The sequence below is a fragment of the Bacillus altitudinis genome (genome assembly GCF_001191605.1).
GTDB classification, from domain to species: Bacteria; Bacillota; Bacilli; order Bacillales; family Bacillaceae; genus Bacillus; species Bacillus altitudinis.
Genome location: NZ_CP009108.1, coordinates 1,228,102 through 1,241,477, shown reverse-complemented (window position 1 = coordinate 1,241,477; position 13,376 = coordinate 1,228,102). Strand labels below are relative to the sequence as shown.

Annotated in this window: 13 protein-coding genes; 4 read left to right on the top strand and 9 right to left on the bottom strand. The window is 43.6% G+C overall.

All coding sequences use genetic code 11. The annotated features are described in order from the left end of the window. Positions 1-19 precede the first annotated feature (19 nt). The 3 genes from ID12_RS06375 to ID12_RS06365 form a co-directional block, all read right to left on the bottom strand. On the bottom strand, positions 20-385 hold the full coding sequence (locus ID12_RS06375; RefSeq protein ID WP_008342155.1) for a VOC family protein: 366 nt from the start codon (positions 383-385) through the stop codon (positions 20-22). 100 nt (positions 386-485) lie between these two features. Then, entirely contained in the window at positions 486-1,868 is a 1,383-nt protein-coding gene (locus ID12_RS06370; RefSeq protein WP_050826891.1) for an amino acid permease, read from the bottom strand. 67 nt (positions 1,869-1,935) lie between these two features. Next, positions 1,936-3,444, bottom strand: coding sequence for a class I adenylate-forming enzyme family protein (locus ID12_RS06365; protein ID WP_050826890.1), 1,509 nt, complete (start codon positions 3,442-3,444; stop codon positions 1,936-1,938). Positions 3,445-3,706: 262 nt separating this feature from the next. Between ID12_RS06365 and ID12_RS06360 the strand changes: the two genes are divergently transcribed. Further along, a complete protein-coding gene (locus ID12_RS06360) occupies positions 3,707-4,144 on the top strand; it encodes a MarR family winged helix-turn-helix transcriptional regulator (protein WP_007498406.1) in 438 nt (145 codons plus the stop codon). A 21-nt stretch (positions 4,145-4,165) separates the two neighbouring features. On the opposite strand, the gene ID12_RS06355 is transcribed toward ID12_RS06360, so the two are convergent. From ID12_RS06355 to ID12_RS06340, 4 genes are all read right to left on the bottom strand, one after another. Beyond that, the gene (locus ID12_RS06355) at positions 4,166-5,299 is read right to left on the bottom strand and encodes a zinc-dependent alcohol dehydrogenase (protein ID WP_050826889.1); all 1,134 of its coding nucleotides are present in this window, start codon (positions 5,297-5,299) and stop codon (positions 4,166-4,168) included. 160 nt (positions 5,300-5,459) lie between these two features. Beyond that, positions 5,460-6,482 (bottom strand): quercetin 2,3-dioxygenase, encoded by a 1,023-nt coding sequence (locus tag ID12_RS06350; RefSeq protein ID WP_050826888.1) that lies wholly within the window; start codon positions 6,480-6,482, stop codon positions 5,460-5,462. Positions 6,483-6,562: 80 nt separating this feature from the next. Further along, entirely contained in the window at positions 6,563-7,126 is a 564-nt protein-coding gene (locus tag ID12_RS06345; RefSeq protein WP_008342160.1) for a TetR/AcrR family transcriptional regulator, read from the bottom strand. A 45-nt stretch (positions 7,127-7,171) separates the two neighbouring features. Continuing rightward, a complete protein-coding gene (locus ID12_RS06340) occupies positions 7,172-8,656 on the bottom strand; it encodes an amidase (protein WP_050827664.1) in 1,485 nt (494 codons plus the stop codon). A 188-nt stretch (positions 8,657-8,844) separates the two neighbouring features. Here ID12_RS06340 and ID12_RS06335 point away from each other — a divergent pair, with 188 nt between their 5' ends. Beyond that, the gene (locus ID12_RS06335; protein WP_234717168.1) at positions 8,845-10,458 is read left to right on the top strand and encodes a S8 family peptidase; all 1,614 of its coding nucleotides are present in this window, start codon (positions 8,845-8,847) and stop codon (positions 10,456-10,458) included. A 35-nt stretch (positions 10,459-10,493) separates the two neighbouring features. Here ID12_RS06335 and ID12_RS06330 read toward each other — a convergent pair whose 3' ends face one another. Then, positions 10,494-11,030: a ribonuclease FAU-1 family protein gene (locus tag ID12_RS06330; RefSeq protein ID WP_035390575.1), complete on the bottom strand. Its 537-nt coding sequence runs from the start codon at positions 11,028-11,030 to the stop codon at positions 10,494-10,496. 114 nt (positions 11,031-11,144) lie between these two features. On the opposite strand from ID12_RS06330, the gene ID12_RS06325 reads away from it, so the two are divergent. After that, the gene (locus tag ID12_RS06325) at positions 11,145-11,351 is read left to right on the top strand and encodes a hypothetical protein (RefSeq protein ID WP_050826886.1); all 207 of its coding nucleotides are present in this window, start codon (positions 11,145-11,147) and stop codon (positions 11,349-11,351) included. Between the two features lie 57 nt (positions 11,352-11,408). Here the strand turns inward: ID12_RS06325 and ID12_RS06320 are convergent, their stop codons facing one another. Beyond that, positions 11,409-11,945: a GNAT family N-acetyltransferase gene (locus ID12_RS06320; RefSeq protein ID WP_008342165.1), complete on the bottom strand. Its 537-nt coding sequence runs from the start codon at positions 11,943-11,945 to the stop codon at positions 11,409-11,411. A gap of 211 nt (positions 11,946-12,156) precedes the next feature. On the opposite strand from ID12_RS06320, the gene ID12_RS06315 reads away from it, so the two are divergent. Then, on the top strand, positions 12,157-13,374 hold the full coding sequence (locus ID12_RS06315) for a multidrug effflux MFS transporter (RefSeq protein WP_048001339.1): 1,218 nt from the start codon (positions 12,157-12,159) through the stop codon (positions 13,372-13,374). Positions 13,375-13,376 lie beyond the last annotated feature (2 nt).

Here is a 13,376-nt window from a genome sequence, read left to right as displayed (position 1 = left end):
CAAGGGTGAAGGTCTTTATTTATTTCATATAATTCAGCACCCATATCAGACCATTCTTCCGATCTTGTACTTGTCCATGAAGTGCGCCAAAAAACGTATCCTGTAATTCCACAAGGACATCTCCGTCAGCTTCAAGCGCCTCGTATACAGCCTTTAACTCTTCCTCATTGTCAAACTGCATGATCAATCGAAGATTCTCCGGTTTTGGTGTGCGGCCAAATGTATCTGAAAAGTGGAGCAGTGATTCTCCAAGGTGTAGCTCAGCATGCAATACACGGTCTTGATGTTCATTTAAGATACGAATATCTCCGCCAAAAATTCCTTGATAATATTGAAGAGATTCTTTGACGTCTTCTACGACAATATAAGGACTAACGCTGATCATTTCCCTCATCCTCCTCTTGTTCCGTTCATTATCTCTTATATAGCTTATCCCAAATCGTATGAAAAAAGGCACAAATCGTCAACGGATTTGCACCTTTTTCTCAAGCAGATTTCGCTAATTCACTGTGTTTGTTAGAATATGCTGCGTACATGACGACACCGATCATCAGCCAAACCCCGAAGTACAGCCATGTCCGGCCTGGTAAATTGAGCATCAGAAACACACAACAGCCCATCGAGATAATTGGCAAAACCGGTACAAACGGAACCCGGAATCCCCTTTCTAGCTGTTTATGTGTCTTTCTCAAAATGAGTACGGATAAGCTCACCATCGCAAACGTTAATAATGCACCGATATTGGCTAGGTTGGACAGATCCTTCAAATCAATAAACCCTGAAATAACAGCTGTCATCCCGCCAATCACCCATATACTGGCAACAGGTGTATCACTTTTATTTGTTTTTGAAAACACTTTAGGCAAGAGCCCGTCCCGCCCCATCGCAAAAGCAATTCGAGTTGCCGCATAATTATTGGCGAAAATCACAGCCATCAATCCAATGACAGCACCGACAGAAATAATACCAGCCACGCTATGTTGATGGACACTTTGCAATACATAAGACATTGCCTCTGTCACATTCAACTTCGTATAGTGCACCATACCTGTCATGACCAAACAAACGACAATATAAATGATCGTACAAATGAGCAATGAACCAATAATGCCAATTGGCAGGTTCCGCTGTGGATTTTTCACCTCTTCTGCAGAAGCCGAAATGGCATCGAATCCTAAAAAGGCAAAAAACACAGCAGCGGCACCAGCAATAATCCCTTCCGTACCAAACGGCATGAACGGCTGCCAATTGGCTGGCTCTACATAAAAACCACCTACTACAATGAAAAGAACAATAATGCCAAGTTTCACAAACACCATGATATTATTGAATTTTTTACTTTCTTTCGTTCCTCTAGATAGGATCCACGCAATGAGTAAAGCAATGATAATTGCTGGAAAATTCATATATCCGCCTTGTTCTGGACCAGCTAAAAATTGATGTGGAATTGAGATTCCAAACCCCTCCAGCAGGCTGTTAAAATAACTCGACCAGCCACTCGCTACAGCTGAAGCAGTCAGCATATAAACAGATAATAACGTCCATCCCATGAGATGACCTACGAGTTCACCCATTGTGGTATATGAATAAATGTACGCACTGCCGAACACAGGCAGCGCGGAAGCCATTTCTGCATAACAAAGTGCTGCTAAACTGCACACAATCGCTGCGATCGCAAAGGAGAAAATAACAGCCGGTCCTGCATCCTTAGCTGCTGTAATTCCGGTTAACACCATGACCCCCGTCCCAATCACAGCCCCTATGCCAAGGAGCGTGAGATCGAGCCCGCCCAGTGTTTTCTTTACCTTTTGCTGTCTGCTCTGTTCTAACAAATCGTGAATGTGTTTCTTACGAAGTATATGTCGCAAACCCTTTCCCTCCAAAACGTTAGAAAAACAAAAAAATCATTCAAATTTCATTATAGCAGAATAGGTCCTACGCATTCACAACCAATTCACGTAAATCTTTCTTCATGATTTTACCAAGTTTATTTTTTGGCAGATCGTGCGTGAAATGAATGGATGGCACTTTGTAATCTGCTAAACGTTCCTTGCAGTAATTCAACACATCTTCTTCGCAGAAATCGACAGATTCGTCTTTTACGATATATGCACTTGGTACTTCACCATATAAGTCATCTGGTACCCCAATGACAGCAGATTCAATTACACCTGGAATTTGATCAATGACCTCTTCCACTTGGTCAGGATAAATATTATCCCCACCGTATAGAATCACATCTTTGTATCTCCCTGTGATGTAAAGAAAACCGTCTTCATCCAGATAGCCTGCATCCCCCATATGGAACCAGCCATCTTTGAGCACTTTCTCTGTCGCTTCAGGTTGATGATAGTAGCCTAAGAAATAAAATGGGCTTCTCATGACGACCTCGCCAATTTCTCCAGCTGGCAGCGCCTCCTCTGTCTCAGGATGCACGATTTTGACTTCTACATCCGGATCCACTTTACCAGCAGAGCCCATTTTATCCTCGCCCATCGCTGGATGCCACGCACTCACAACCCACGCTTCTGTACTTCCATAGCCATGCATCATCTGAATGCCTACTTCTTTGTAATCTTTAATTAAGCGTACCGGTACCTTCGTACCGCCAGAAATTGCAATTTCAAAAGATGAGAGATCGTAAGAACCGCGCTTCATTTCTTCTAGCATGTACGTGTAAGCTGATGGGAAAGCCATCATAAACGTAATTCTTTCTTTCTCAATTGTTTCTAAAATGCGTTTCGGCGTTGCATCATGTAAGAAGACTAACGTATACCCTTCAATTGCAGCTGCAATCAGGTGATTAATTGAACTCATATGATACAGCGGATGACTTGCCAAGTACCGTTTTCCTCTCAGATCAAATCCTCGGTTCCCACGTCGTGTTAAAAATTGATAGATTCGTCCATGTCCGACCATACAGCCTTTTGGATTACCTGTTGTACCTGAGGTGAATAAAATCATGGCCAAATCTTCTTCTGATACCTGTTCAGCAAGATCAATGCCATCATTAGACGCCAATATGTCTTCAAACAGCTGTGTTGTTTTCGCATTGACACCAGATTCCACCATGAGACAATCTTCTAAAGACACATTCACTGCCGCAATGATGTCGCGGAATTCACGGTCAAAAAATAAAGCCTTTGGCTCTGCTTTTTTCAAGATACCTTCTAGCTCAAAAGAGGTAAGTTGCCAGCTAAGCGGTACGGCGACTGCACCTGCTTTAATGGCTGCCAGCATAATCGTAGAAAAGTGATGATGGTTTTGACAAATAAAGCACACCCGGTCACCTTTTCGAATTCCTTTACGGTGTAAGTAATGTGCCAGCTGATCAATGCGTTTTGCATATTCTTCAAATGTATAAGACACACCTCCGCCAGTTACCGCTTCAATTTGTGAAGAGCGTTCCATTCTGTCGTTTAGTAATGCCTGTAAAGTATTCAATATCTTCATCTCCAAACGTTTGATGTCCAATAGCCAATTTCCAGTGAATTGGATTGGCAGATTTTATCTCATTCACATTCTAAAATAAAAAGAGGTGAAAGTAAAATCATTTCATTTTGGAATTGTTCCTTTTATTAATTGATAATATAGGTAATTTTATAGCCGTCTTCCATTTTGGTTTAAATGATGATGCTTATTATGATAAGATAGACCTAGTAATTGATCGGAAAATGCGAATGCAATAGGAAAAGAGGTATGGAGAATGCAACATTTCGAGCTAGAGGCAAGTTTGTTAGACCATGCACTGACAAAGTATTTAAAGGCGACGAAACGAATAGATGAAGAGAATATCCCCAAAAACGTCACGAATGTAAAAGGGTTTATTTTACGCATCATCTACCGCCATCAATCATGTACTGTGAAAAATATTCTGCAGGAAGTTTCATTATCTCCCTCCGCAACAACAACCGCTCTCAATCACTTAGAAGATGAAGGGCTGATTATCCGCTCTAGAAATAACAATGACCGCCGTACGGTATGGATTACACTCTCTGAATCAGGCGAACAAATCGCCAGACAAATGATCGACAATCGTCAGCTGCTTGTCAATCAACTGTTCAATCACCTATCAGAAGAAGATAAAAAAACATTTTTTGAATTAATCGAAAAAATGATGGACGAGCGCACATTAAAGGCTTAGGAAATATCCTAAGCCTTCTTTTTATGGCTTTAAGATGACTTTTATACAATCATCTTGTTTTTCATTGAATATGTGATACGCATGAGCTGCATCATCTAGCGGTAATTGATGCGTGATGATCGCTCTAGGATCAATTTCCCCGGTTGTCACTTTTTGATAAAGCTTTGACATGTACCCTCTCGCCGGTGCCTGTCCCATTTTCAGCGTGACGTTTCTTGCGAAAAAAGCACCCAATGGGAACATATTGTAAAGACCTCCATACACACCCGTCAGCTGAACAGTCCCGCATTTCCTCACGGCTTTTGTGGCAATTTGAATGGGCCCTATCGTTCCGCCTTGCAGCTTGAGCTTCTGTTCAATCTTTTCAAGCGGTGACTTTTTTCCATCCATCCCCACACAATCAATGACAACATCCGCCCCGCCTTTAGTGAGCTCTTTTAGGGTTTCTCCCATGTCAGGGTCTTCTGTAAAATCAAATACTTCTACGCCGCTCATTCGTTTTGCATGGTGAAGGCGATAGTCTATGTAATCAACAGCAATGACCCGCTCTGCTCCCTTTTGCCAAGCAAATTGCTGTGCCATTAACCCAACAGGTCCACACCCCAGCACAATGACTGTATCCCCCTTTTTTACACCTGCGTGTTCTACACTCCAATAAGCAGTTGGCAGAACATCTGATAAAAACAGCAATTGTTCATCCTCTAGCTCACAATCATCCGGTACCTTAAATGGTGTATAGTTTCCAAAGGGCACACGTAAATATTCAGCCTGTCCTCCGGGGTAATTCCCATATTTCTCACTGTATCCAAAAAGTCCGCCTGAATCATAATGGGGGTTTGAGTGATCGCATTGACTTTCTAGATGATGATGGCAATACTGGCATTGACCACATGCCACGGTAAATGGAATGACGACACGATCTCCCTTTTTCACCGCAGTGACATCCGGCCCGACTTCCTCTACCACCCCCATCGGTTCATGCCCAATCACATAGCCGATAGGAAGCGGGAAATTCCCTTGATATAAATGTAAATCTGACCCACAAATTGCTGTAGATGTTATCCGAACGATGACATCTTCACGATCTTGTATAGATGGTACAGCTATTTCCTTCACCGCAATGCGGCTTTTGCCTTGATAGGTGACAGCTCTCATGTGCATTTCCTCCTTTAGCTAAGGTCATCATGTCTATAGCTTCACCTTGAATGGATGGTTCATACATATGAATAGGGATGCTGTTCCATAAGGGAAATAAAATAACCCGCCGATTGATTCGGCAGGCTGTTTATTCAAATCTGTGTAACGCGTTACACAGCTATTTTTCTTCGACAAACACCAAATCATACTGAGCAGAGGTCTCCCCATCCTCCATCATGTCCCCTTCCTGTATAAAATAAGGGCACATACCTGGACTTTGTGCTTCTTCAAATTGTTCAAACACTTGCTCAATATAGCCAGGCAGCAGCAAAACCAACATTTTATTTGAATGAGACACGAATTCATACAAGTGAACGGTATTCGGAGGAATATAGGCAAAATCCCCTGGCATCAAGCAAATATTTTCTCCGTTTAACTGAAGATTGATTCTGCCTTCAACACAATAAAGTGCTTCTGTATGCATTTCATGATAATGCGAACGTAACCCTTTTCCCTTTGTCCCTTCAATCACAAAATAACTAAATCCGTCTCCTGTTGTTTCCGTTGTCGCAATCAGCTCATGAAGCTGACCTTCGACCATGTATTGCTTTCCTTCACCAGCCTCCAGCACATATGGCTGCACTGCGCGCGGGAGCTGACTATGAAACAAAACAGCTGGCTTGGTTGTATTGGATAGCTCCCTAATGCCATGCATCAACATGATATCGCTTTCTTTTTCAGCCTGATGAAAGCTGTCTGCATCAAATGGGTGATCAGTCATCGGCCATTCATTCTGCAACAGCCTCTTTCCGATTTGCTGATAGACATCTGTCATTTGCCCGCCCAGTGTATAAGAAATAAACCTTGTTTTGTGACTATGCATTCTATAGCCATGAATTGTTTTGGGCGGAATATGAATATAATCGCAGGCCGTCACCATATACTTTTTACCGTCCAGTATCACTTCCAGCTTCCCTTCCAGCACAAAGATGGTTTCAAATAGCGTCTCATGACAATGCAGCGGAAAGTAAGCACCTTTCCCACCTGTGATTAAGACAAGCTCAAACAGTTGATTTGTTTGATTTGCTTCTGCCAGCACATGTACAAGCTGATTTTCCAAACCATACAGCTCCCCCGAACCGGACACGGTATAAAAAGAGGTATCTTCGGATTGCTTGATCGATTGTGGTTGCTCCGACATCCCATCACTCCTCATGACTAATTGACTATCTTTATTATATAGACCAATTGATATAATAGATAGGCAATATGCGAGAGATTTTACTCTTCTCGCATAAATAAGTGTCTAAGGTAACATTTTACGTGCTCTAAAGGTGTCGTTTGCTTTAATGCAGTAGTCATTGATAATCCGCCGATGACCATTGAATGAAGGAGAGATGCCCGCTCATCCGCTTTTATTTCATCATATCCGCTATTCATCAGCTTTTCTTTGACAAGCTCTTGCCAGCGGATCATTTCTTGTTTGCATGCAGCATGAAGTTTTGTATGTTCAGGTTTTGACTCTGCCGCCAGTAAGACAATCGGTATCCCTCTTTCACTTTCTTGCTCCATAAAACCCCGAATAATATTTGTCATAAAATGATCGACGGCGACATATGGGTCATCAGAATAGGCAAAGCTTGCTTCAATTTGATCGATGACCCTTTGACTCATATATTCAACGGCTGCTATGGCTAGCTCTTCTTTTCCATTTGGAAAGTAATAATAAAGAGATCCTTTCGGCGTGCCGCTCTCTCGAATGATTTGATTCAACCCTGTCGCATGATACCCCTGTTTACGTAAAAGAAGTGCGGCCGTTTGAATGATTTTGTCCTTCGTACTCACGTGTGACACTCCTTTCCTCCATAGACCAACGTCGATGCCATTGTATTATTGATTCAGTAATGGATGCGTTCCTTTCCATAATGAGGATGATTCTATTTCTGACGCCAGTCTGAGCAGCCAGTCCTCTTTTCCTTTCGGTGCTGTCACCTGTACGCCTAAAGGCATGCCTGCTTCTGTGAGATGAACTGGCACACTCATAGATGGCTGGCCGGTTAGGTTAGCCAGCTGTGTAAATGGTGTGTAGGTCAAACTCTTGAGGAACATTTCATAAATCAGATCCTGCTGTGCTTGCATTGAAAGGGATGACACACGTAACAATGCAGCAATTTCTTGATCGTTATGCATCAGCTCGCCAACCTTTGGAGCCGAATAGGCAGTAGCTGGGGTCACATATAGATCGTAGGTTTGATGAAATGCGGCCATTTTTGCAGCGGCCATATCCCATGCATCAAGACTTTCTGTATAATCAGCAGCTGTCACATTTTTTCCTGCTTCCGCCAGTACCCATGCCACAATATCTGTCTCCTCAGGCTTCACCGGACGCCCGAATGAACGAGCCAGAGAGGTAAATAAGGCAGACATTTCACCGCTGTTCATGACATAATATTGCTGCATCAGATGGACACCATCAATGTCCGGCTTCGCTTCCTCTATTTGATGCCCTTGTTCACTCAGCCATTTCACAGTGTTCAAGACTGCCTGCTTTGCTTCCTCACTCACCTTCGTGCCTACTGGAGAGTCTACACTGTAAGCAATTCGCATCGAAGAGGTTCGTTTCACTAAATCCTCCTGATAGCTACCGTCATATAATGGCGTTTGGAACGCAGCCTCTGGCTGAATGACTTGAAGCAAATCAAGCAGGGCTGCACTGTCTCGAACTGTTTTTGTGAGCGTAAAGTCAATGGAAGCTCCTTGCCACTGCCTTCCTGCACCCGGGCCGACCGGTGTTCTCCCCCTTGTTGGCTTGAGTCCAAATAAACCAGTAAAGGATGCCGGAATCCGAATAGACCCTCCGCCATCACTCGCTCCACCCGCCGGTACGATGCCGCTTGCCACAGCTGCTGCCGTCCCGCCGCTTGAACCGCCCGGAGAATAGTCAGCATTCCAAGGGTTTCTCGTCGGACCATATAAAAAGGGTTCTGTCACATTTCGCAATCCGAATTCAGGTGTGTTCGTATGACCGATCATGAGGAGCCCAGCCTGCTTCAATCGACGGACAAAGTGGGAATCTGTTTGCGCCTTTACATCCTTTAACAGCAAAGCACCCGCCGTCAAAGGTTCATGTTCCAGCCCCTGCGATATATTTTTCAACACAAACGGAACACCAGCAAACGGCTGATCCGCATCTAGTGACTTCATGTCTTTGAACACTTGATCTCGCCTTGTCTGAATCACCGCATTTAGTACTGGATTCACTTCTTCCAATCTAGTAAATGCAGCTTGTACAAGCTCTTTGGGCGTGACCTGCTTTTTCTGCACAAGTGACGCCAGTCCCGTCGCATCATACGTCATATACTCTTTTACATTCATCGGCATGTCCTTCTTTCTCATATTATGATCTCTCTATTGTCTACTAGAATTCTATGAAATTCAATTTCGGGATACGTGTGAAAAAAACTTTCTTTCCAGACTATGATTCTTCTAACCATCCATCCTATTTCTCCGATATAATAAAGAAAAAAAGACGGAGGTCACCTCATATGCAAGGAGCCATTGCCTTGAAAAAGAAAATCGTCGTGGTCATCGCGTTTCTTCTTGCTTTGACAACTGCTTTGCCCTTCCATTCGCAGGCAGTTGCACCACCAAAAGAAACAGATGTCATCATCGTCTATAAAAATCAAAAAGGAAAACAGACGGCTATTCAAGAAAGTGAAAAAGTGAACGCTCAATACATACATCTTCCAGCTGTAGCAGTGACAGCAGATGAGCAAGCTGTCACCTCACTTAAAAAAGACCCGAACATCGCTTATGTTTCAAAAAACGTTAGGGTCAAACTCGCTGCTTCTACCGTGAAAAAAACGGCTGCTGCTACTGGTCAGGATGCTTTGGTACAAAAATCTTATAACTTGCAGAAGCTCAATGTAAAGCAAGCAATCAAAGAAGGTGTGACAGGGAAAAATGTGAAAGTAGCCGTTCTCGATACTGGCATTTTCCCACATGAAGATTTAAAGGTAGCCGGTGGTAAATCATTCGTCGATTACACGTCTTCTTACAAAGATGATGAAGGACATGGAACACATGTCGCCGGTACAATTGGGGCGCTCAATAATGATTACGGTACGGTCGGCGTCGCTTCTGGTGTGAAGCTGTATGCTGTAAAAGTATTAGATAAAAAAGGAGAGGGCGACTTATACAGTCTGCTCCGAGGCATTGATTGGGCGATTAGCAATAAGATGGACATCATCAACCTAAGTCTAGCTTTTGAAGATAACATTCCGATTTTACGTTCAGCAGTTGATGAAGCATACAAAAAAGGACTGCTGGTCGTTGCTGCAAGTGGAAATGATGGAAAGAAGAATGGTATTAGTTATCCTGCCGCATACAATAGTGTCATTGCTGTTTCCGCAACGACTGACAAAGACAAACTCGCCTCCATCTCTAATACGGGGAAAGGAATTGAATTTTCCGCTCCCGGCGAGAACGTCATCAGTACCTATTTGAAAAATGAATATTGGTATGCAACGGGTACATCACAAGCGGCACCGCATGTCACAGGGATGCTGGCGCTGTTAAAACAGCTACATCCTAAGAAAACAAATGTTCAGCTCCGTACTTTATTGCGCAGCTATACAGTGGATCTTGGCGCAAAAGGAAAAGATCCACAATTCGGCTATGGCCGCGTGCAATATGTGCCGCAGTCAACCTTTTTAAAGGCTGCGACAAGCGCAGTCAAGACAGCCGAAACATCTAAAAAACAAACAGATGTTGATCAAGCCAAAACGAAAATTGGCAGACTCACTGCCAGCAAGCAAAAAACCGCACTCACTGACCGAGTCAAAAAAGTCCAAACAGCCATTGATATTCGTGACGCACGAGCGAAGGTCAAATCAGCTGAAAAAAATAAAACCCAAGGCTCGATTAAAAGTGCCCAAACGGCTATTAAAAAGCTATCCAAAGGCAAAGAAAAAACAAGCCTGCAAAACCGGCTCGACAAAGTCAAAAAACAAGTCGCCTATCAAAAGAAAGTGACAGATACCAAACAAAAAGTCAAAAAAGCCGAAGCCAAACGAACAAAGAAAACAAAAGCAACCGCTCAAAGTGCGGTCAAACAACTAAAAGCATCTAAAACAAAAACTGATTTACAAAAACGACTAAACCGGATCAAGGTTTGATAAAAAACGATTCCTTTCAGCAAGGAATCGTTTTTCTATTTCAACATCTTCTGAAACAGGGTGTGATGATATTTCCCTTTCGCATCCAGCCTCACTTGATCGAGGATGTGCGCTATCGAATGGATGACATCACGGAGTGCTCGATGAACCGAGCCCTGCTCAAAGGAAGCTAAACTCTCCGGCAGTTCATCTTCATCCAAAACAAAGAAATCACCATTCGGAAGAACGAGTAGATCAATCAATAAATCTTCAAAAACAACCGCCCGTTCTTCAAACCATGTATGTCTGACGATATTCACATAAGAGCCAAGTTCATTACCTTGATCATCTCGCCAAAAATAGACATTGTAAGGCCGGTCCGTCCAATAATAGGCGGTCGTATAACTCCCTTTTGGAATCGTGACAGTGCCATCACCAGCAACCATTGTAAATGGTTCTTGAATTTTATGAAACAACACGACTTGCTGCTCCTGTGCGTCTAACAGCTGACACGTATGTTCCACAACCTGATCATCGTATTTGATTTTTCTCTCGATTACGTCATCCCAAGAATTTGCATATAGCGGAAACAATCGGTCACAACCCCTTCTGCATCTACTTCTTATTCTAGTATACACTGCTTTCCTTTGAAGAAATAAAGGTTCACTGCTGCTGCCTATGGAAGACATATGGTGAGGTGAAAACAAATGAACGGAATCACAATCATCGAAACCGTAGCAGAACTCGGACAAAGCATCTTGGTTTTTTGTGGCTATGCCCTTTACTGGCGGCTTGTGAAAACGAAAAGAGATCGAAAGCTAACCCCTTATGAACATGTGTTGAAATTCTTTGTCATGTTCGGGTTAATCTCTTGGTGCTTTTCATATATGGCACTGAACGTATGGGTATCATGAGAAAGAGGAAGAGCCCCGTCCATGCAGGACATGCTCTTCCTCTTCTTATGCAGCTTGTTATGAGCCAGCCGGCTGTTCTTTTTTGATCACATACTGATAGCTCTTCACATGCGTCCCATTTTGATTCACAAATTCTTTATCAAGTGCCCGTTCAAAGCCCATTCTTTCATATAAACGAATGGCGGCCTGCATTTTATCCGATGTATGAAGATACAGGACGTTCTCGCCCCACGATTGCGTCAGTTCTATACTTTTACGCAACAATGACTCTGCAATGCCTTTTCCTCTCACATCAGGATCTACCCCTAAAAACCGGACAATCGCTGAAGTAATGCCCATCTCCGGCTTGTCATATGCTTGTTCTGATGATCGGAACATTTGAAGGGTCCCCACGACCTTGCCCTCAAGCTCGGCCACAAGCATCAACTCCATGTTTGGGTTATCTACAGCCGCTCGCAGGGCTGCAGAATAATTTTGCCAGCCTTCCTCTGTAAATTGAGGCTCATACTGTGCGTATGATTTGATCAGCACATGTGTGATCGCCTCATGATCTTCACTCACCGCTTGACGAATGATCAACTCTTGCTGCTCCATGCCAGCACCTCCTGTTTGTCTATGAATGGATATACGTATCATGCAATCACTGCATGCCGATGATCTGATTCTTTTCTCTACTCATTCAATGTAAAGAGTCTTCTTTTAAAGATCAATTATTTTGCACGAAATTTTCTTTGAAAATTTTGATTGAAATGGAAAGCTTGATTCATTATGCTGATTTGAGGACGTATACAAGGAGTGGCATCATATGAATTCTTTATCTTATCCCCAAGAATCGAAAAAAAATCGATTCCTCCTTGCCGCGCTTCTTGGCTCTTTAACAGCCCTTGCACCGCTGGCAATGGATATGTATTTACCTGCTTTACCTAATATCGCCCGTGACTTTGAAGCAAGCACGGCGCTGTCTCAGTTAAGTCTCATGGCTTGTTTGATTGGACTTGCGCTTGGACAGCTCATTGCAGGTCCAATCAGTGATACAGTCGGCAGAAGAAAGCCGCTCATGATTGGATTGATCATTTTTATTGCGGCCTCTCTTTTATGTACAGTGGTCACATCAATTTGGACATTCATTCTTTTAAGACTGATTCAAGGACTTGCTGGTTCAGCAGGCATTGTCATTGCACGAGCCATCGTACGAGATCATTATGAAGGCTCAGAAATGACGAAATTCTTTGCTTTGCTCATGTTAGTCAACGGAGTGGCTCCAGCAGCGGCACCGATCGTGGGCGGACAAATGTTACGGTTCACGACGTGGCAGGGTGTGTTTGTTCTGCTAGGAATCCTCGGGGCACTCATGCTCCTAAGATCGATGTTTTCATTGAAAGAAAGCTTACCTGTGGAACGTAGACAGACTGGGGGCTTCAAACAGATCCTAGGTGCGATGAAAATTCTAGCGAGCGATCGACTCTTTGTCGGATATGCTCTCTCACAAGGACTTGTCTTCGCCGCCATGTTTGCGTATATCTCTGGATCACCGTTTGTATTGCAGGAGATTTTCAACCTTTCTCCGCAGGGCTTCAGCGCTGCCTTTGCGGTGAATAGTCTTGGCATCATCACAGCCGGACAAGTATTTGCCCGCGTTGCTGCGAAAATTGGTGAGGAGAAAGTCCTTCGCATCGGGCTGCTGACAGCTGCTTTAGGGGGCGTCACCTTGTGTGTGATGATCTCTATTGATGCAGGATTGTATGGCATTCTCATTCCGCTCTTTTTTGTGGTCTCAAGCGTTGGGATTGTCGGCACCTCTGCACCATCTCTTGCGATGCAGCATCACGGCGCACATGCTGGAAGTGCCGCTGCCCTCATCGGTGTGGCGCAAATGCTGCTAGGCGCTTGCATGACACCACTTGTCGGCTTAGCTGGTAGCCAGACTGCCTTTCCAATGGGGCTGATTATTATGCTCTGTGACCTTGGCGCACTTTGCTGTTATTTTTTCTTTGTTGCCAGAGCGAAAAAAAGACCCGCATAAGC

Coding starts and splice junctions, on each gene's coding strand:
- ID12_RS06375 (WP_008342155.1), bottom strand. CDS start 385: ATGATCAGCGTTAGTCCTTATATTGTCGTAGAAGACGTCAAAGAATCT.
- ID12_RS06360 (WP_007498406.1), top strand. CDS start 3,707: ATGCAACATTTCGAGCTAGAGGCAAGTTTGTTAGACCATGCACTGACA.
- ID12_RS06355 (WP_050826889.1), bottom strand. CDS start 5,299: ATGAGAGCTGTCACCTATCAAGGCAAAAGCCGCATTGCGGTGAAGGAA.
- ID12_RS06350 (WP_050826888.1), bottom strand. CDS start 6,482: ATGTCGGAGCAACCACAATCGATCAAGCAATCCGAAGATACCTCTTTT.
- ID12_RS06340 (WP_050827664.1), bottom strand. CDS start 8,656: ATGAATGTAAAAGAGTATATGACGTATGATGCGACGGGACTGGCGTCA.
- ID12_RS06325 (WP_050826886.1), top strand. CDS start 11,145: ATGAACGGAATCACAATCATCGAAACCGTAGCAGAACTCGGACAAAGC.
- ID12_RS06320 (WP_008342165.1), bottom strand. CDS start 11,945: ATGGAGCAGCAAGAGTTGATCATTCGTCAAGCGGTGAGTGAAGATCAT.
- ID12_RS06315 (WP_048001339.1), top strand. CDS start 12,157: ATGAATTCTTTATCTTATCCCCAAGAATCGAAAAAAAATCGATTCCTC.